This is a genomic window from Litoribacter ruber (genome assembly GCF_018449405.1).
Taxonomy (GTDB): Bacteria; Bacteroidota; Bacteroidia; order Cytophagales; family Cyclobacteriaceae; genus Litoribacter; species Litoribacter ruber.
Window position 1 is genome coordinate 1 of sequence record NZ_JAHCMY010000012.1, and the last position, 18,806, is coordinate 18,806.

The window sequence follows — 18,806 nt, forward strand, 5'->3', positions numbered from 1 at the left end:
GAAGCTCGAAGGGAGGGCCACGAGAGTAAAAAACGGTTAATTTCAAAAAAGCCTCCAAATCACCCCAAGAAGCGCCCTGCCCTGCGGTGTACTTGGTACTTGGTACCTAGTACTTTGTACCCATTCTGAAGTACGAAGTACGAGGTGGTTGACAGTGCAGCCACGTTCAACTAATACCCCGCTCCTCTCCCAAAACCTTTGAATGGTCCAATAGTTGCATATAAAGTAGTTACATTTTTTATTTTGACCACTTACCACAATTATTATAAATGACAGTCATTGGAGAAATTATCAAAAGGGCAATCGAGTTTGGAGATAAACTGAACTCGGATCAGAGCCCGAAAGACGCTCAATTGGAAGTATTGGAAAGCCTGTTGGATAAAGCAAAAGACACCTCTTTTGGTCTTTACTATGGTTTTCAGCAGATTTTGGATGAGGATGAGGATATAGACAAGGCATTTGCCAAAAAGGTCCCCTACCACGATTACGACGCCATGTACAACAAATGGTGGTGCAAGCTTATGGACCGGCATGAAAACATCACATGGCCGGGACTCAATGAGTATTTTGCCGTGAGCAGCGGCACCACGAGTGCCAGCAAACATATCCCCGTCACAGACGACATGCTTGATTCCATCCGGAAAACTGGTGTAAAGCAGATTATGACCCTTTCCAAATATGACCTTCCCGGTGATTTTTTCGAAAAACAGATTATGATGTTGGGAAGCTCTACCGATTTGAAGGAAAACAACGGTTTTCTTGAAGGGGAAATCAGCGGTATTAGCGCCAGCAGAATCCCTTTTTGGTTTAAAAACTTTTACAAACCTGGAGAGGAAATAGCCTCAATTGAGGACTGGGACAAGCGCGTGGAAGCCATAGCCAAAAAAGCCAAAGAATGGGATATTGGCAGCATCAGTGGCATTCCTTCTTGGATAGAACTGATGATGAAAAAGGTCATCGAATACCACAAGGTGGATAATATTCACGACATTTGGCCAAACTTGGCTGTTTACACCCCTGGTGGGGTTGCATTCGAACCCCACCGAAAGAGCTTTGAAAAACTGCTCGCGCATCCCCTAATCTACATAGATACTTATTTGGCATCGGAAGGATTTTTGGCTTTCCAAAGCAGGCCGGATTCCAGCTCCATGACTTTGGTACTCGACAACGGGATTTACTTTGAGTTTGTCCCCTTCAAGCCTGAAAACATGACCGAGTCAGGGGCCGTTCATCCGGATGCCCCCTCATTGGCCATTGACCAGGTGGAAGAAGGGGTTGATTATATCCTTGTCATTTCTACTGTTTCGGGAGCCTGGAGGTATATGATTGGAGACACCATTCAGTTTACCGACAAGGAGAAATGTGAAATCATCATTACGGGACGAACCAAGTTCTTCCTGAATGTAGTTGGTTCGCAACTAAGTGTGCACCAAATGGATCAGGCAATTGAGCAGATTCAGGAACAATTTTCCATTGCCATCCCTGAATTCACCGTAGCGGCCGTCAAAAAGGATGGGGAATACATTCACCGCTGGTATCTGGGTGTGGATGGTGATAGTAGTGATGAAAATGTTGTCGCTGAGGAACTGGACAAGATCCTCCAGGAAAATAACAAGAACTACAAAGTGGCGAGAAGCAAATCCCTGAAGGGAGTTGAAACCCGCATTATTCCTGTTGATCTTTTCAACGACTTCAATGAAGTAAAGAAGAAAAAGGGAGGTCAGGTGAAATTTGCCAAAGTCATGAAAGAAGAGGCCTTCGAAGAGTGGGAAAGTTTCGTAAAGGAGAAAAATCCACCTTTGAGCCCAACAAATGAGGTATAGCCCTGTTTTTTAATCATAAACTAACCATTAATGACCATGAAACTGAACACTAAAACGCTGAGTATACTGACAAGTTCACTGCTAATAGCAGGTGTTTCCTGTACTGCTGATCATGCTTACAAAACTTCTATCTCCGGGAAAGAGGAAGTTGTAGTAAATCAGTATGAGGGGACGTTTTTCAAAGAAGTGGACGAAAACAGCATCATCACTGTAAGGTTGCAGGAAGACAGAATCTTTGACGCTGCAAAATTCCAGGAAAGCCTAAATGAAACCGGACAGGAAAGTCGCCAAGTAGCCGTGGAGCAGAATGAGAACGATGATGATGATGAAAATGATGTTCAAGCAGCATCTATGGATAGAAAAAGTGATAAAATGGACGCCAAACTCATTGGGGCTTCCCAAAATCGGACGGCTAACAATCCCTGGATTTCGTTGAATGATAGCATTTCATATAGGATCACCCATTTGTATCATGACAATGAATTGCACTTGAAAGCTTTTTATATCAACCATAAAGACAGCGAATTTCCCAAATCAGGCCGTGTGATCAGCCAAAACCGGGCACAGGAACAAAATCTAATGCCCGCTTGGAACCACATGATGAGCTTGGCCAGGCAATACGGAAACAATGTAACAACCCGATAAATAAGAAAGGCATCCAAAACTGGATGCCTTTTTTATTTATAACTATTAATTTCTAATCAGCTCTTGTCCATTCCACCGTTCTACCGATAAGAGAAATTCCAACATACCCCCTTACTTCAAGCGTATTGGGGTTTTTCATTTTGATGATACTGGAATAGGTCTTGCCATTTTTTGGATCATAGATAGTCCCCTCTTCCCAGGCATTTCCATCAAATTCAAAATCACGAAGCAACCTCATCCCCATAATGGGCCTATCTCTTTTTGATTTGTCGGAGTTGTTTTTATCCACCTTTGGTTTTCCGTTTTCCTCAGGCTCTTTAAGCCAAACAATCTTGCCATAGTACTTGTCACCCTCCTGGAAAATCTCCACTTTGGCGTCTTTCTCTGTGTTGTACCAAGTGCCCTTGATGTCATCGGCAGACTGGGAAAAAGCATTGTGAGAAATTAGAAAAACAAATACGAAAGCAATCTTTGTTAATACAGTTTTCATAATTTTAGGTTTAATTGATTTTCAAAATAAACTTATTTGATAGTATATGCAAAATTTTGCGGGTGAAATTTTGTTAAGCAAAACTCCAAGCCAAAAGGCTAACCGCAAAACCCACCAGTGAAACGATGGTTGTCATTATACTCCAAGATTTCAAGGTTTGTTTTTCCGTCATGCCGAAATATTTGCTCACCAACCAGAACCCGCTGTCATTCACGTGAGAATATATCGAGGCTCCGGCGGCAATGGCAATAACGGATGCCGCCAATTGAACAGAGTTGATTTCTGATCCTGCCAAAACTGCTGCTGTCATTCCAGCACTTGTGATCATAGCCACCGTACTGGAACCCTGAAGCAGACGAATGGCAGCGGCGGCCAGGTACCCAAAAAAGATGGCGTTCATCCCTTTGGCCATCAGAAAGTCGGCGATCATCAGGCCTGCCTCGGTTTGGGTAAGTATTTCCTTAAACACTCCTCCTGCGCCAGTCACAAGGATAATTAGGCCTGCAGGCTCTAAAGAACGGTTGCTTATGGCTAACAGTTCTTTCTTTGTACTGCCTTTTTTCAAACCGAGTATGTACCAGACCAGTAAATTGGCAATTATTAGGGCTGAAAAGGGATGCCCTATAAAACGTAAGGAAGTGATAAGGTTGGGATTGGCTGCCTGAAAATCCATAGGTGCCATTTGGGCCAAGGTGCTCATGAAGATTAAGATCAGCGGCACAGCCAGAAGTAACACAATCAAGGCTACCGAAGGCAGCTTAGATTGCCCTTCTGCATGGGTAATCTCATCGGGAGCTGTAATGTTGATGCGCCTGGCAATAAAATTCCCAAAAAATGGTCCGGCCATGAATGCGGCAGGAATTCCGGCCACAATCCCTATGACAATCACCCAGCCCATATCCGCACCAAGTATGTTAGCCACAGCCACCGGACCCGGAGTAGGGGGCACAAAGGCATGGGTAATGGCCAGCCCAGCCACCAAGGGTATCCCGTATTTCAACAGTGATTTCCCCGTTTTCCGCTGCAAGGCATATACCACCGGCATAAGCAGTACCACACCCACATCAAAAAACACGGGAATGCTTACCAAAAAACCTGTAAACATGAGTTTGAAAGAAACCTTGTTTTCTCCCCCGCCCTTCAAAATGGAGGCCGCCAAAGTCTGTATCCCCCCGGAGTTCTCCAAAATAGCTCCAAGCATGGCCCCCAAACCGACTACAATGGCAATAAAACCCAGGGTGCCGGCCATACCATCCTGCACGCTTGCCAGAACATCCAAAGGCCCCATCCCAGCCATCAGTCCCACGCTGATACTTGCGATCAAAAGGGCTAGGAAGGGTTGGATTTTGAAATAAAGAATCAAAAAAATCAAGACGGCAACTCCTACGAGAACTGCCGTCAAGAGTCCAAAATCAATCATTTGAAAGCCAATCAGTATGAAAATAATTTCCTCTTTCCTTGTCCTTCCTTTGGTAAGTATGGGCGCCAAAGAAGTCCCGCTGGGCTTGGATCAGATTTGCCGCAGACTCGGAAGTGATGGCGGACAAATAATAATTGAGTGCTGAGGACATCACAGGAACGGCATGACCACTCTCCATGGCCTGGTTGACCACAAAGGCTAAATCACGCTGGCTTTTACCGAATAGCTCCAAGGACTGCTTGGCGGCAAGCAAGTTGTCGTGGTCTTTAAAAACATCCACCAAATCTTCCATCAAGGCAGACCTGATAATGCAGCCATTGGTCCAGATTCTGGCTGTCTCACTAAGATTTATTCCCCAATCCTGCTTATCCGACACCGTTTTGATGAGGTCAAATCCTACGGCATGGTTGATCAAGCTCACCATGGCAAAGGCATTTCTCAGAATTTCAGGCTTTTCGTCAAATACAAAAGCGGGATCCGGTTTGAAGGCTATTTTTTTTGCCAAGTCTTCTCGGGAAGTTTTCCTGGCACTGATGTTTCTGGCCATTACGGCCTCAGCCAAAGGCCCGTATGGCACCCCGTTTTCCAGGGCCACACTCACTGACCAACCACCTGTACCCTTTTGCTCGGCCTGATCCAAAATCTTATCCAAAAGGAATTCTTCATTTTCCTTTTTCTTCAAAATGGAAACTGTGATTTCCAACAGGTAACTGTTCAAACCATATCCTGCCCAATCCTCCAGAATGGCCGCAATCTTTTCAGGTTCCAGCCCCCATCCATGGCGCATGATGCTGTAGATCTCGGCGAGCAATTGCATTTCGGCATATTCTATACTGTTGTGTACCATTTTGACAAAATGCCCGGCTCCCCCAGTTCCCACATGCGTGATGCAGGCCTTTCCTTTTTTGTCCACAGCGGCAATTTTCTCCAAGTAGGTTTTCAGAAGATTATAACCTTCTGCTGTCCCGCCGGGCATCAGACTAGGCCCCTTTCTCGCACCTTCTTCCCCTCCGGAAATACCCATGGGAAGAAAGTGAAAACCGTCAGCTTTTAATTCTGATGCTCTTCTTTCACTATCCTTAAAAAATGAATTCCCCCCATCCACAATCACGTCGCCTTTGGAGAGTAAAGGCTTGAGCTGTTCAATTTGCATATCCACCGCATTTCCGGCAGGAATCATTAATAGAATTACCCTAGGCGCTTCCAAAGTATGGACAAAGGATTTCAAATCGTCAAAGGCTTTGAATGGCAGGTCTGGGTTTTCATCGGCAAGGCGCTGCGCAATACCTTCCTCAGAGCCGACCACATGCCGGTTGTACACACAGACAGTTTCTCCCTTTTCGGCTAAATTGAGGGCTAGGTTGCGCCCCATCACGCCCATTCCGATGATTCCAAACTGCACTTTATTTTGGTGTAATTTGTCCATAATTTCCTGTACGATTAGGTGTGGTGAAGAATCAATTTCAATCCTGATCCCGTAGTCAGGCTCTTCTAAAATCTCAAACTGGGAATCCAGCAATTTGGGGTTCATAAAATGTTTCATCCGGGTGACCAAGCGCTTCCGGATAGTATCATAGCTTCCTGCCAGATACACCCAGTTGATTTCCGTTGCTTCCGCAAGGGTTTGCCTGTAATCTTCCTTGAGTGCTGAGCAGGCCAGTACGGCACCCCCATTATTGTCCCACTCCCGGAGGTTGGAGGCAAGTACTTTGAGCCAAGGGATTCTGTCCTGGTCTGTCAAGGGCTCCCCGTTGGACATTTTGGCCACATTGACGGGCGGATGGTAAAGGTCGGCATCGTGAAAGGGCAGGTTTAACTGCTCGGCCAGCAGCTGCCCGACCGTTGTCTTTCCACAACCCGAAACCCCAAAAACTATTATTATCATGATTTAAATTAAGCATTTTTGTGAAGCATTCCCATTCTATATGTAATCCCCTGAGCAGGTAAAAGTTTGGAAGCAAGTATCATTGCAAATAAATCAACTCAAAATGAACCAGTTAAAATAATTTTGATCAAAAACCCCGCCCTGCACTTGCCAAAAAACCTAAATTGCACCATATTTGCACCTGATTCGAAAACGGTCTTGTAGCTCAACTGGATAGAGCATCCCGACCGCCCAAGCGGCCGGGAAGGTTTCAGGTTGAGTTAAATATTTAAAGTGAATGGTCTTGTAGCTCAACTGGATAGAGCAACTGCCTTCTAAGCAGTAGGTGTCAGGTTCGAGTCCTGACAGGATCACGAAAGCTCTCCTTTTGGAGAGCTTTTTTTATTTACAAACCGGGTTAAAAGTACCTGCTTTCTAAACAGTAGGTTTCAGGTTCGAGTCCTGACAGGATCACGAAAGCTCTCCTTTTGGAGAGCTTTTTTTATTTACAAACCGGGTTAAAAGTACCTGCTTTCTAAACAGTAGGTTTCAGGTTCGAGTTGGCCGCGGTGAATCACTTTGAGCTCTTAATTTAAAGTGTAGATAAGTCCCACCACTCCAAAGTTGACAATGGTAAAATTATATACCGTGTCGTTGGAGGCTCCGCCTTCGAGGACCCTGTAGCCTGCCTTCAATTCTAGATTTGGAGCTATAGGCCCTCTTCCCCCGATCAGAAAATCGAATGCCCGACCTTGGGGGGCAGCAAGTCCATCTCCTTCCAGATAAAGACTCCATTTTGGGAGTTTGTACTCGGTATATAGATGAAGCAAAGGCACAAATCCCACATCATCGTTGAAATCGTAAGAACTTTCGTCTTGAAGTCTTACTACCGCATCCCGGATTTTGCCGGTAAAACCTACCCCAACAATCCAGCGGTCATTTCGCACAATATCTCGTCTGTAGGTAAGGCGGTAGCTGTTGAACTGATAGTACCCATCAATATTATTTCCTTGGGGGAAGGTGCTGTTTTCAAAATCAATCGTGGTGGGTGCGGCACCTTCATACCTCAAACCCAAAGGTGCGTAAAGGGCAAAAATATGGTTTCTTTCAGCAAAGGTGAAGCCGAGACGTAATCTCACAGGGATCACTGGCCCCTGTAAATCAAAATCGCGGTTGAAATCAAACAATGTTCCCCCTTCATTGGGAATCCTGATCTCATTGTAACCTTGGATGGCAATGCCGGACTCTACGTCTAGTGACCATTGGGCCAAAAGTGGGGAGGTAACGAAAACAAATAATAGTGCTGCAATAAATCTTTTCATATGGCTTTTTTATATAAAGGCCTTCTCTTCTAGTTTTGTTTTCATAAAACCAATCCCCCCGCCATCCTTGTCCGGTGTCACGTCTTCCGTCTTCCGTCTCCGGTCTCCAAACTCCTCCCAAATTTTTCGTCTTGTCTCTCAGGAGGTTAAAAATTAATTGATAAAAAAGGCAAGAAACTTCCCATTTAAAGGCTTCTGAAGTTTGTTTCTTACCGAAATAATGATTTATATTTGCAACGCTTTAAGGGAAAAACGTTTCCCAAAACAGAGAGAGTTGGGTGAGTGGCTTAAACCAGCAGTTTGCTAAACTGTCGTACGGGTCAAACCGTACCGGGGGTTCGAATCCCCCACTCTCTGCACCGTTCGGGGTGTAGCGTAGCCCGGTCATCGCGCCTCGTTTGGGACGAGGAGGTCGCAGGTTCGAATCCTGCCACCCCGACATTAAGCCTGCTCTTTTGAGCGGGCTTTTTTTGTTTGTAAAGTTTAGCCACGGAGGCGCGAAGGCGCAAAGAAATAATTTAGTAACAATACTGAGCAGGAGGTCGCAGAGCCTGTGCCGCTTTTTCTGCGGCATTCGAATCCTGCCACCCCGACATAGAAGCCTGCTCTTTTGAGCGGGCTTTTTTTGTTTGAAAAGTTTAGCCACGGAGGCGCGAAGGCGCAAAGAAATAATTTAGTAACAATACTGAGCAGGAGGTCGCAGAGCCTGTGCCGCTTTTTCTGCGGCATTCGAATCCTGCCACCCCGACATAGAAGCCTGCTCTTTTGAGCGGGCTTTTTTTGTTTGAAAAGTTTAGCCACGGAGGCGCGAAGGCGCAAAGAAATAATTTAGTAACAATACTGAGCAGGAGGTCGCAGAGCCTGCCTTTGTTAGCTCCAATTATTTTATTCTTTTCATAATAAGTTCAATTCCTTGAGATGTTTGAATTTTCAAGGTGTCTTTATCTACTTCAATTATCTCGTGCTTAAAGCTTTTGCCGTTCGTAGTAACCGTAAGAGTTTGACTATTCTTGTCAATTTCGTATTTCCCTTTCAGTTCACTGATAACAGAATCTCCACTGGAATACATTGTAAGTATGTAACTCCCGTCACTATTAAAATCAGCCCTGTCGGTGACATCAAATCCAGTACTTTCTTGCACATAAACTGAAGTCCAAGAGCCGACTATATCATTCTGTTGGTTTGATTGGCAGGCCACGAATGCTAGGCAGGTAAAAAGTAAAAGGGGTTCGATTTGCATAATCATTTATAATTTAAATTAACATTTTGTAGCAACCTGAAGGTGGCGATTTCCCGGGTTCTCAAAAAAAACTGCCAGGTAACATTCACCAGACGGTATAAACCTGGGAGGTTGGCTCCCTCCCCAAAGCATCCGTCTAATTTCTCTTCACCACTATACTTCCTGGAGCTATCCCTGAGTTATGGGTTAGCCTTATCCACTGTGCACCCTCTCCGCTATCACTGGGGACCCTCTCCGCTCCCACTAGGGGTAAGGGCCTACAGGGTGCTGATTGGAAGCTGGGTAAGAGCTGACAGATTCCTGGCCTGGTTTGACTACCCCATCCCTCCGAATGTCCCAAGAATCGGCTGGTAGTTAAAGGGGGAGAAAAGGGGATTTAAAGAAGCCAGCCCTTTTGCCTTAAATGCTGTTCAAGGCAAAATTGCCCTTGAATAAACCTGAAGGATGTTTTCCCGTTATCCTTACAAAACAACAGCATAATGAAAACACTTTTCTTCAGCGCCAAACCATATGACAGGGATTTCTTCACCCGCCAAAACCAAAACCACAACTTCCAGCTTGAATTTATTGACGAGCCCCTCAACCACCACACCGCAGTGCTGGCCCAGGGCTATGATGCTGTCTGTATCTTTGTTAACGACAGTGCCGATGCTGAGGTGTTGGACATACTCGCACAACAGGGCGTAAAGCTGATCGCCCTCCGCAGCGCCGGTTATAACCATGTGGATCTTTCCAAGGCAAAGGAACTGGGAATTAAAGTGGTGCGGGTGCCGGCCTATTCCCCCTACTCTGTGGCCGAACATACCATCGCGCTGATCCTGACCATCAACCGAAAAACCCACCGGGCTTACAATAGGGTTCGGGAAGGGAACTTTGCCCTGAACGGCCTGATGGGATTTGACCTGAAGGGGAAAACCGTTGGACTGATCGGACTGGGTAAAATTGGGATCGCCACTGCAAAAATCCTGCTCGGCTTTGGCTGCAGGGTACTGGGATTTGATGTGGAAAAATCTGAGGAGGTGGAAAAACTCGGCGTTGAGTATGCCGGCCTGGACGAGCTATATGCCCAATCCGATATTGTGTCCCTACATTGCCCGCTGACACCCCAGACCTATCACATCATCCACACCGATTCGATTGGAAAAATGAAAAAGGGCGTAATGCTCATCAACACCAGCCGTGGGGCACTGGTGGACACCCAAGCGGTAATCCAGGCCCTCAAAAGCGGACAAATCAAATATCTGGGCATCGATGTTTACGAGGAAGAAGCAGACCTGTTTTTCGAGGACCTTTCCGACAAAGTCATCCAGGATGATGTGTTCATGCGCCTCTTGTCCTTTAACAATGTCTTGATCACAGGACACCAGGCCTTTTTCACAGAAGATGCCATGCTGGAAATATCGAAGGTCACCCTGTCCAACATTTCGAGCTTTATCAAGGGAGGGGAATTGGAAAATGAGGTTCACTGATTTCCCTGAAGCCTATGATGCCTGTACTTTCCTTTTTGCCTATAGCATTGCTCATTGTGCTTTCTCTTACTAGGAATGTAAAGGAGGCGGTATTTGTGGTCTTTGCAGTCACTACTTTGCTTTTCTTTTACTGGGGCCGGGGACTTGCCGAATATTCAGGGACACTTGTCGTATCGGCTTTCACCACCCTCAACATTCTCATGATCGTTTTTGGGGCAGCCTTTCTTTTTCACATCATGGAGAAAAACGGCTTGATAGCCAAAATCAGCAGCTCGGTGGCAGAAATGCACCCGGCTAACGAAATGCGATTTTTCCTCTTGACACTTGGCCTTACCGGTTTTTTTGAAGGTGTGGCAGGCTTTGGCACTCCCGGAGCGATCGTTCCACTGCTCCTTATCGCGCTTGGATACAACGCGGTATTATCAGTGGCCGTGGTACTCCTGTTCAACGGACTTTTTGCCATCTTCGGCGCCATATGCACCCCATTGATCATTGGCATCCAGTTGCCCCTACAGCTCAGTGACGAATTGATTTTCGATATTGGCATAATCTCGGCCCTGGTATCCGTATTGACCGTTTTCCTTTGGCTTTTTTACGTTTTCAGGGTGTTTAGGAAGAAAGGTTATGAGTTGAGGCACAAAAAACAGGTCATACTTCTTTATGGGTTATTTGCTGCCCCTTTCTGTTTTTTTGCCTGGGTGGCCCCTGAACTGGCAACGGTATTGGGCTCCCTGATCATGTTGATACTTGCGGTCCTACTCTTCAAGCAGAAAAACACAAAAATAAGCATCAGGCCTTGGCTGCCTTATCTTTTCCTGGCGTTCCTGCTACTGCTTCCCCGCTTGTTCCTGCCACTGAGAACCTTCATCGGATGGGAGATTGCTTTCCCAAGCCTGTTCCAAACTGAAATCGGAACAGTGTTTAGGCCACTACAGACCCCACTTGTGCCATTTTTGGCTACCGGCATGATGGTAGCTTTGAGATACGGGAATTTGGACCTTGGGATCAAGGTACCCCTCCAAAAAACCGGAAGGGTTCTGGTAATCCTCTTCCCCTCCATCGTCATTGCCCAACTGATGATCCAATCGGGTGGGGAAAACCCATCCATGGTGGCCCATATCGCCGGCACCCTGGCAGAAATGGGTCAGTTTTATCCCCTGATTTCTCCCTTTCTGGGCCTTACCGGGACATTCATTACCGGCAGCACCACGGTTTCGAATATAGTATTCGCTCCCTCTCAACTGGAAACGGCCAGGGCTTTAGGTCTACCAGTAGAAATCATCCTTGCCCAGCAGCATGCCGGGGCAGCACTGGGAAATGCCGTGTCCCTTTTCAACATCATCGCCGCATCCGCCATCGCCAGTCTGCACAATTACAAAGAAGTGTTGAAACTAACCTTACTCCCGGTGGTCATTGGTGGGATTATAATAGGGAGTATGGGGTATTTTCTGGTAGTGGTTTAATTTAGCAGCTTCGCTTATTTTCCAGCTCTTTTGCTCTACACTTTGTGGGTATTTTCTTTCCATAAAACACCTCAAATCAGCCCGGTGTTATCAGGTTTTTTAGACAGGTCAGCTCAATTTATTATTAGGAAAAACAGCAGTTCAACCCTTTATCAAATTAAAAACAACACTAAGTGAAGGGGAAAACTTCATGATCTTATTCGACCATACTGAAGTCATTTGTTCTCTAAAAAACCTGCCCGGTTACCTTCTTCAATTTGTCTTCTTGGCAGGTTAAGGGGAGCGGCACTCTAAGGCCCTTCTGTACCAATTGAGACTAATACTGTATTCCTACTCTGCCCATCTTACCCCTAAACATGGTATGGATAAGGTACGGATTAGGTATGGACAAGCAGTACATTTGGGATAACCGGGCATGCGAGGATACCTAGCTTAGCCCTAACTCAATATCCCTATAAGGTCCCTATAATGTCCCTATAAATTCCCTGTAAGGTCACTATAGGGAAAAAGACTGGAGACGGAAGACTGAAACTCCTTCTCGGAATGAAAAGGAGGCACAGACCGGACTGGGCGCCTAGGGGAGAGAGAAATGGGTCAATAAGTCGCACTAAGTTAAAATGGAAGTCGCAGAAAGTTCACTGCTTTAAAAACTTTGTGGTAATCTGTGAAATCTGTGTTTTTTTTCACAGAGAATCTCATAATTTGGGCACGGAGGATCACAGTGTATAAAAACAAAAAAATCCCACTCTCCTCAGTGCACCTCTGTGAAAACCTCCTCAGTGGAACTCTGTGATAAAAATCCCCTCAGCAGAACAAAATGGCTCATCACCAAGCTTGTTGCCTTGCGGTGTACTTTGTACTTGGTACCTAGTACTTTGTACAAAAAAAATACCCCAGGGACATCGCGTCCCCGAGGTAAGAGTAAGTAGCTGAAAAAATCTAAGCTGTCAGTCATCGTCCACTTCAATGACTCCCAGATCTTCCACAAACCCTTTAAAGGTCCCCTGTACAGCAACCCGAGTTGCGTTATCCAATAGGTTGGCAAATGTCAAAGCTAGATTTCCTTCTACATATTCCCTTCCCCCAATAGTCCTCCTCTGATCAATGGTGAAGGTTCCACCTGTTTCTTCCCCGTAAGTCATATATACAGCTGAACTCCCAGTCAAGGTAAGTGAGGCATAAAATCCCTCAGTAGGATCGTCGTCTTCCGTCCAAGCGGGAATGGTATGACTTCCGGGAGCAAAATTAAATGGCTGGGACATCATACGGCTTATGTTCAACACATAAGTGTCGGGATCCTCATCAGCCAGCACTATGGTCATAAAATACCCCCCGTCACTTGTGGTAGCTTTACCTACAAACGTCTCCCCTACCTTTCTCCCAGTCTCAGCACCTGAAAAGGTCAGTTCAGATACAGAAAGGGTTTCCTCATCCTCATCGCGCAGTATGGGTTCCTCATCGTCACTACTGCTACAGCCTATGATCAGGGCTCCCATCAGCAGCCCTGTCATGTAGAATTTCAATTTGTTTAGTGCTTTCATTTTTCATCATAAAAAGTGTTTTTTTTTCCTCATCTTACCTCTTTATGCTTAGGGCCTTCGTCAAAACTCGACGGGAAGCCTATAAGCCACCCTTAAACCAAGCGTATTGAATCCGGTCCCATATCCCTGATATCGGACGGAGAAATCGAAATCTTCGTATAAGAAACCTCCCCCGATGGCTACCGAACCGTTCAGCGTGCTGCCGGAGGCCCCAAAACCCTCTACTCGGAATGCACTGTTGACAATGGCCAAGCCCAGCTGGGCCTCTCCATAAAAGCTTTCAAAGTGGTGCCTATAACCTCCCATGATAGGGATCATGCTGACCCCGCCATTTACCGTGCTGCTGCCTTGGTAGCCGTGGCGGATAAACCCCAGGGTGGCACTGACTTGACCAGCTTCCCCTACCCCATACAAGCCCTTGGCGGTGGCACCAATCCCCACTGACATCCAGCTGCTCTGGATACCAACTGGAAGACCCACTTCCAAACCGGCGTTCAGTGAGTTATTGTCTTTTTGAGCAAAAAGCGATAGAGATAAAACAAAAAACAATGCGGTTGCTAATAGTTTTTTCATGACAAAATGGATTCAGTTTCGAAAAATTGTTTAGGTAAATTTGGCAAACTTTCAGCAGTAGCTCAATAGCGGTTGAGTATTCAGCAGCTTTGACCACCCAAAGGCCAGTTTTCACTGAGTATTAAGCTATACCCCCATCCTTAAACAGTTTATAAGTTGATTACCAACCTGTTATTTAGTAACTTTATCCATATCATTAATCAAAATTTTTCAATGAGATACTTTTTCATTTTATCTTTTCTAATAATCCCAATATCCCTTCATGCCCAAGTGGACAGCTTGAGGCAGGAACTCCAGCATGCCCAAAACAATAATGACAGTGTCAGCCTGCTGATCGATATTTCCAGGGCTATCCACAAGGCAAAACATGATGAATCTGAGGAATTGTCCCTGGCCAGAAAAGCCCTTAGCTTAGCCGATAAGGAAGATACCCTATTATATAGCCGCGCGCTTGACAACATAGGGCTGCTTCACCGCTATCATCAGAACTATACCCAGGCCTTTGAGCTACATGCGAAAGCATTCAAACTGAGTCAGGCGGCTTCTCTGGAGCCAATTTATCAAATGATTTTTGCCAACAATGCAGGAGTGGCCGCCAGATATGATCAGGCTTTTGACCAGGCAATTTCCCACTATCTGGAAGCCCTCAAAATCGCCGAAAGGGAAAGTGACCTAAAAAACATAGCCATCAGTTGCAATGGACTGGGCAACACTTACAGCTATATCAAGGGAAAGGAGGATCTGGCCCTCTCCTATTTTCAAAGGTCCCTAGAAGCCGAATTGGAAAGGGACAACAGCTTGGGGGTGGCGATGAATTATCTTTCCATAAGTGACCACTACACCAACTTGGAGGATTTCCCAAAATCAAGGGAGTATCTAGAAAAGCTTTTGAAACTTAATGAGGAGCGGAAGGACACCTTCGGCCTGGCGATCACGTATGAATATCTGGGCCATAATTATTTTTCCGAAGGAAAGGACTTGAACAAAGCGAACCGCTATTTCCAGCGTTCAATTGAGCTGTTTGACAAACTTGGGAACAAGCACAAAACGGCCGGTTTGCTCAATAGCAAGGCCTCCCTGCTTCAAAAGCTGGGTGATACCAGGGAAGCGGCAAGATTGTATGAAAAGTCGCTTGACATTTCCACCTCCATGTCACTGAAAGCCCTTGCCCATAGCAATGCTTTGGGACTTTCACTGATTATGGAGGAAAATCAGGATTATGGGCAGGCCCTTCATTATTTCAAACTTGCTGAGGCCTATAAAGACAGCATCAACCTGCACGAACAAGAGACGCAAATCGCTGCCCTCACCCGACAGTATGATCTGGAGAAAAAGGAAAACCAAATTGAGCTTTTGGAAAAAGACAAGGACTTGCAGCAGGCAGAGCTTGCTGCCCAAGGGGAAAAATTGAAGAAGCATCAGGCTTTCCTTTTCACCCTTTCCATTTTTTTATTGGCCTTGATCCTAGTCAGCACACTTATTTACAGAAATGCCAAACACCGAAAGCAGGCCGAAAAACTGATCCAAGAGCAGGAAAAAATGAGGTTCAAAGCAGAATATGAACGCAACCTGTTACAGGCTGAAATCCTGGTCACCAGACTGCAGATGAACCCACATTTTCTGTTCAACTGCCTCAATGCCATTAAATATTTAATTCAACTGGAGGACTACAAGACCGCTAAAGAATACTTGGTTGTCTTCAGCAGGTTTGTCAGGAAAGTGCTTGAAACCAGCCAAAACCCCTTGATCAGCCTTAGCGAAGAGTTGAAGCTGGTCAGCCAATATTTACAGCTGGAAAAAATCAGGTTTGATGACCATTTCACCTATTGTTTGAACCATGGGAGTTTAGATAAAGATGAACTGAACTCAATTTCCATCCCCCCTTTACTTTTACAACCATTTGTGGAGAATGCCATCTGGCACGGGTTGCTGAAAAGTGAAAAGCCCGAAAAAAGGATTTCCATAGAAATCACCCATACCGCAGAAGGCTATGAGGTTTGCATCACCGATAATGGTGTGGGCAGGCGGAAAAACTCTTCCAATGAACACACCAGCCTGGGTACTAAAATCACCCAAGACAGGATCGATCTTTTCAACCAATCCAACCAGTGGCAAATAGATTTTACCATCCACGATCTTGCAGAGGGAACGAAGGTTTGCATTTTATTGAAATCGAAAACACTCAATACTAAAAACCAACTACATGAATATAGCTCTATTGGATGATGAAAAACACTGTTTGGAAAGCTTGGCTTTGGACCTAAAGCAGGTAGCTCCCGAGGCAGAAATAGTATTTAAGAGTACCAAGCCGGAGAAAGCTTTGGAAAAAATCCCAGACTTGGAAGTGGATTTACTTTTTTTGGATGTCCAAATGCCTAAGCTGAACGGTTTTGAGTTCTTGGAGCAACTCGCCCCCAATGTGCCGGATGTGATTTTTACCACCGCATATAGCCGTTATGCCATTCAGGCTTTCAGGTACCATGCGTTCAATTACCTACTCAAGCCAATAGATGAAAAAGAGCTGGCCACTGTGGTCGATCATTGGCGGCAAAAGCGGGAACGGGATAGACTGTTTCAGGAAAACACTATTGAAGGGCTTTTGGAGAAAATGAAAAGAGATGGCATTTTTCAAAGCAAGATTGCGGTTCCCGTATTTGATGGTTATGAATTCATAGAAGTCAAGGATATCCTATTTTGCCGAAGTGAGAGCAACTATACCACATTTTTTTTGGAGAACGATGGTCAAATCCTGATCTGCAAAACCTTGAAAGAGGTGGAATCCATATTGAACAAGCACCATTTTATCAGGATCCACCAAAGCTACCTTGTCAACCCACACCACATGACCAAGTTTCAACGCAGTGATGGTGGATATGTGATCATGAAAAACGGAGAGAAGATCAAGGTCAGCTCCCAGAAAAAGGATTTGGTCACGGGGTTTTTTGAAACTGTGAAGAAAAACTGAAGCTAACTAAAAAAATCCACCGCATAGACAAGAAGGTCACAAAGAGTAAGACGGAAGATGGAAAACGGAAGGCCGAAAACGCAGGACGGAATACCGATGTCTTGGCGCCCTTTGCGGTTAAAAATGGACCCGGCATCCGTTTTCCATAGGTTTTTTAGGGTAATTTTTGCAGTTTAGTAGCATGAAGGAAGACTTGCCAGAATCGATAGCCTCCGAGATTTTAAAAGCATATAACACCTACATCGACACTTTCAACGCCCTGACCACTTTGGCCTCTGAACTTTTTAGGCGCAAGGACTGGAAGCGCATGCAGGAAAACCACCTACGCAGACTTAGACTATATAAGGATGAAGTCAGAGATTCAAAGCTCCGCATTTTGGATCAGTTGGGTGGCCAAAAGAACAAACTTTTCTGGAAAAAAGTCAAAGAAAGATATAGGCTGCAAATTGCTGATCTCAAGGACCGGGAGTTGGCAGAGACCTATTTCAACAGTGTGATCCGAAAAACTGTCCCAGGAGTTTCGGCAGAGGAGGAAATAATGTTTGTAAAGGAAGGGTTTAATGCCTGTGACATCTATCCTAGTGAGCATCTCTTCTATAATTATCCCGCAGAATGGGGGCTTCAAAGGATCATCCGGAAAATAGTGGATGATTTTGACATGGGGGTACCCCATCTGTCCAAGGAAAAAGACATACAGTTTCTGGTCAAAACAGTGCGGGAAGTTATCTTGAGTAGATATAAAGCTGATGATTTCACCACCACCCAAATTCTAAAAAGTGTATTCTACAGAAACAAGGCGGCTTACCTGGTGGGTCGTACTTATGTGGGCAGAAAGTGGATGCCTTTCATTATCCCCCTCCTTCACGGACCCAATGGGCTGTATGTGGACACCTTTATTTTCGACCCCAATATCATGTCTAATCTTTTCAGTTTTACGAGAAGCTATTTTATGGTCGAAACCGAGATTCCATCACAGCTGGTGGCTTTTCTCAAATCCATCCTTCCCCAGAAAAAGGTCCATGAACTTTACAATGCGATAGGCTTCAATAAACACGGAAAAACAGAGTTTTACAGGGATTTCCTTGCGCACCTTGAGCAGAGCGAGGATGAGTTTATTATTGCCAAAGGTATCAAGGGGATGGTAATGACTGTCTTTACTCTCCCTTCCTATGATATAGTATTTAAGCTGATAAAAGACCATTTTGAGCCGCCAAAAAACATGACGCGTCAGGAAGTGAGGGCGAAATACAAGTTGGTTTCCATGCACGACCGGGTCGGAAGAATGGCCGACACCCATGAATTTGAGGATTTCAAACTTCCGTTGAATAGGATCCACCCTGAGTTGCTGGAGGAATTGAAAAGCACCGTCAATTCCCTTGTGGAAATCAAAAAAGATACGTTAATCCTCAAGCACCTCTATACCGAAAGGCGAATGACTCCGCTGAATATTTATTTGGACACCTGCAATCACGAAGATGCAAAAGCCGCCGTCGAGGATTATGGGCGGTCCATACTGCAGCTTGCCCAGGCCAACATTTTCCCTGGGGACATGATGATCAAAAATTTCGGGGTGACCCGGCAGAAAAGGGTGGTATTTTATGATTATGATGAGATTGAATTTTTGACTGACATGAATTTCAGGAGGAAGCCAAAAGCAGAAACCTACGAACAGATTTATGCTTCTGAACCCTGGTATGATATTGCCAAAAACGATGTATTTCCAGAAGATTTCAAGCGCTTCATGATAGGAAGAGAGGACGTAAAGGAGCATTTTCAGGAGTTTCATGCTAAGCTATTCGACCCTGACCACTGGAATTCCATAAAAGATAGCATCCTGAAAGAGGAATTGCTACATGCCTTCCCGTATCCGAAAAGCATTAGATTCAGGCCCGAGGAGTTGGATTAAAGCCCTTCCCCCCCATCACTGAAAACAGGGATTTGTCAAAATCACTATGGAAGCCACGGTTTTAAGCCTTATTTTAGGATATCGA

Annotated in this window: 14 protein-coding genes and 3 tRNA genes; 10 read left to right on the forward strand and 7 right to left on the reverse strand. The window is 45.3% G+C overall.

Features of this window, described 5'->3' with window-relative positions; translation table 11 throughout:
• The first annotated feature begins 269 nt into the window (after positions 1 to 269).
• On the forward strand, positions 270 to 1,823 hold the full coding sequence (locus KI659_RS15355; RefSeq protein WP_213946257.1) for a GH3 family domain-containing protein: 1,554 nt from the start codon (positions 270 to 272) through the stop codon (positions 1,821 to 1,823).
• 36 nt (positions 1,824 to 1,859) lie between these two features.
• Positions 1,860 to 2,468 carry a hypothetical protein gene (locus KI659_RS15360; protein WP_213946258.1) on the forward strand — a complete coding sequence of 203 codons (609 nt, stop codon included), beginning with the start codon at positions 1,860 to 1,862 and terminating at the stop codon, positions 2,466 to 2,468.
• 52 nt (positions 2,469 to 2,520) lie between these two features.
• Here KI659_RS15360 and KI659_RS15365 read toward each other — a convergent pair whose 3' ends face one another.
• The 3 genes from KI659_RS15365 to gndA all read right to left on the reverse strand — a co-directional run bounded on the left by KI659_RS15365 (position 2,521) and on the right by gndA (position 6,263).
• Positions 2,521 to 2,958 carry a DUF2147 domain-containing protein gene (locus tag KI659_RS15365; RefSeq protein WP_213946259.1) on the reverse strand — a complete coding sequence of 146 codons (438 nt, stop codon included), beginning with the start codon at positions 2,956 to 2,958 and terminating at the stop codon, positions 2,521 to 2,523.
• A 73-nt stretch (positions 2,959 to 3,031) separates the two neighbouring features.
• The gene (locus KI659_RS15370) at positions 3,032 to 4,378 is read right to left on the reverse strand and encodes a GntP family permease (protein ID WP_213946260.1); all 1,347 of its coding nucleotides are present in this window, start codon (positions 4,376 to 4,378) and stop codon (positions 3,032 to 3,034) included.
• Complete coding sequence (gene gndA / locus KI659_RS15375) at positions 4,371 to 6,263, reverse strand: NADP-dependent phosphogluconate dehydrogenase (RefSeq protein WP_213946261.1); 1,893 nt, start codon at positions 6,261 to 6,263, stop codon at positions 4,371 to 4,373. Before gndA ends, KI659_RS15370 begins: the two co-directional genes overlap by 8 nt.
• Positions 6,264 to 6,542: 279 nt before the next feature.
• On the opposite strand from gndA, the gene KI659_RS15380 reads away from it, so the two are divergent.
• A tRNA-Arg gene (locus KI659_RS15380) sits at positions 6,543 to 6,616 on the forward strand.
• Positions 6,617 to 6,829: 213 nt separating this feature from the next.
• On the opposite strand, the gene KI659_RS15385 is transcribed toward KI659_RS15380, so the two are convergent.
• Complete coding sequence (locus KI659_RS15385) at positions 6,830 to 7,564, reverse strand: porin family protein (protein WP_213946262.1); 735 nt, start codon at positions 7,562 to 7,564, stop codon at positions 6,830 to 6,832.
• A 268-nt stretch (positions 7,565 to 7,832) separates the two neighbouring features.
• Here KI659_RS15385 and KI659_RS15390 point away from each other — a divergent pair.
• Both KI659_RS15390 and KI659_RS15395 read left to right on the forward strand, forming a co-directional pair.
• Positions 7,833 to 7,921: transfer RNA gene (locus KI659_RS15390), tRNA-Ser, on the forward strand.
• Positions 7,922 to 7,928: 7 nt separating this feature from the next.
• Positions 7,929 to 8,003: transfer RNA gene (locus KI659_RS15395), tRNA-Pro, on the forward strand.
• A 441-nt stretch (positions 8,004 to 8,444) separates the two neighbouring features.
• On the opposite strand, the gene KI659_RS15400 is transcribed toward KI659_RS15395, so the two are convergent.
• Entirely contained in the window at positions 8,445 to 8,804 is a 360-nt protein-coding gene (locus tag KI659_RS15400; RefSeq protein ID WP_213946263.1) for a hypothetical protein, read from the reverse strand.
• Between the two features lie 479 nt (positions 8,805 to 9,283).
• Between KI659_RS15400 and KI659_RS15405 the strand changes: the two genes are divergently transcribed.
• Both KI659_RS15405 and KI659_RS15410 read left to right on the forward strand, forming a co-directional pair.
• Entirely contained in the window at positions 9,284 to 10,273 is a 990-nt protein-coding gene (locus tag KI659_RS15405; protein ID WP_213946264.1) for a 2-hydroxyacid dehydrogenase, read from the forward strand.
• A gap of 14 nt (positions 10,274 to 10,287) precedes the next feature.
• Positions 10,288 to 11,736 carry an L-lactate permease gene (locus KI659_RS15410; protein ID WP_213946265.1) on the forward strand — a complete coding sequence of 483 codons (1,449 nt, stop codon included), beginning with the start codon at positions 10,288 to 10,290 and terminating at the stop codon, positions 11,734 to 11,736.
• Between the two features lie 947 nt (positions 11,737 to 12,683).
• Here the strand turns inward: KI659_RS15410 and KI659_RS15415 are convergent.
• Together KI659_RS15415 and KI659_RS15420 are read right to left on the reverse strand one after the other, a co-directional pair.
• Positions 12,684 to 13,277: a hypothetical protein gene (locus KI659_RS15415; protein WP_213946266.1), complete on the reverse strand. Its 594-nt coding sequence runs from the start codon at positions 13,275 to 13,277 to the stop codon at positions 12,684 to 12,686.
• A gap of 60 nt (positions 13,278 to 13,337) precedes the next feature.
• Complete coding sequence (locus KI659_RS15420; RefSeq protein WP_213946267.1) at positions 13,338 to 13,850, reverse strand: hypothetical protein; 513 nt, start codon at positions 13,848 to 13,850, stop codon at positions 13,338 to 13,340.
• Between the two features lie 213 nt (positions 13,851 to 14,063).
• On the opposite strand from KI659_RS15420, the gene KI659_RS15425 reads away from it, so the two are divergent.
• From KI659_RS15425 to aceK, 3 genes are all read left to right on the forward strand, one after another.
• Positions 14,064 to 16,076: a tetratricopeptide repeat-containing sensor histidine kinase gene (locus KI659_RS15425; RefSeq protein WP_213946268.1), complete on the forward strand. Its 2,013-nt coding sequence runs from the start codon at positions 14,064 to 14,066 to the stop codon at positions 16,074 to 16,076.
• A complete protein-coding gene (locus tag KI659_RS15430; protein ID WP_213946269.1) occupies positions 16,054 to 16,815 on the forward strand; it encodes a LytR/AlgR family response regulator transcription factor in 762 nt (253 codons plus the stop codon). Before KI659_RS15425 ends, KI659_RS15430 begins: the two co-directional genes overlap by 23 nt.
• A gap of 181 nt (positions 16,816 to 16,996) precedes the next feature.
• Positions 16,997 to 18,721: a bifunctional isocitrate dehydrogenase kinase/phosphatase gene (gene aceK / locus KI659_RS15435; protein WP_213946270.1), complete on the forward strand. Its 1,725-nt coding sequence runs from the start codon at positions 16,997 to 16,999 to the stop codon at positions 18,719 to 18,721.
• Positions 18,722 to 18,806: the final 85 nt, after the last annotated feature.

Bases quoted from the DNA above. Each gene is read 5' to 3' on its own strand.
- KI659_RS15370 (WP_213946260.1), bottom strand. From the start codon at position 4,378: ATGATTGATTTTGGACTCTTGACGGCAGTTCTCGTAGGAGTTGCCGTC.
- KI659_RS15360 (WP_213946258.1), top strand. From the start codon at position 1,860: ATGAAACTGAACACTAAAACGCTGAGTATACTGACAAGTTCACTGCTA.
- KI659_RS15425 (WP_213946268.1), top strand. From the start codon at position 14,064: ATGAGATACTTTTTCATTTTATCTTTTCTAATAATCCCAATATCCCTT.
- KI659_RS15355 (WP_213946257.1), top strand. From the start codon at position 270: ATGACAGTCATTGGAGAAATTATCAAAAGGGCAATCGAGTTTGGAGAT.
- KI659_RS15400 (WP_213946263.1), bottom strand. From the start codon at position 8,804: ATGCAAATCGAACCCCTTTTACTTTTTACCTGCCTAGCATTCGTGGCC.
- KI659_RS15405 (WP_213946264.1), top strand. From the start codon at position 9,284: ATGAAAACACTTTTCTTCAGCGCCAAACCATATGACAGGGATTTCTTC.
- KI659_RS15430 (WP_213946269.1), top strand. From the start codon at position 16,054: ATGAATATAGCTCTATTGGATGATGAAAAACACTGTTTGGAAAGCTTG.
- KI659_RS15385 (WP_213946262.1), bottom strand. From the start codon at position 7,564: ATGAAAAGATTTATTGCAGCACTATTATTTGTTTTCGTTACCTCCCCA.
- aceK (WP_213946270.1), top strand. From the start codon at position 16,997: ATGAAGGAAGACTTGCCAGAATCGATAGCCTCCGAGATTTTAAAAGCA.
- gndA (WP_213946261.1), bottom strand. From the start codon at position 6,263: ATGATAATAATAGTTTTTGGGGTTTCGGGTTGTGGAAAGACAACGGTC.
- KI659_RS15365 (WP_213946259.1), bottom strand. From the start codon at position 2,958: ATGAAAACTGTATTAACAAAGATTGCTTTCGTATTTGTTTTTCTAATT.
- KI659_RS15420 (WP_213946267.1), bottom strand. From the start codon at position 13,850: ATGAAAAAACTATTAGCAACCGCATTGTTTTTTGTTTTATCTCTATCG.
- KI659_RS15415 (WP_213946266.1), bottom strand. From the start codon at position 13,277: ATGAAAGCACTAAACAAATTGAAATTCTACATGACAGGGCTGCTGATG.
- KI659_RS15410 (WP_213946265.1), top strand. From the start codon at position 10,288: ATGATGCCTGTACTTTCCTTTTTGCCTATAGCATTGCTCATTGTGCTT.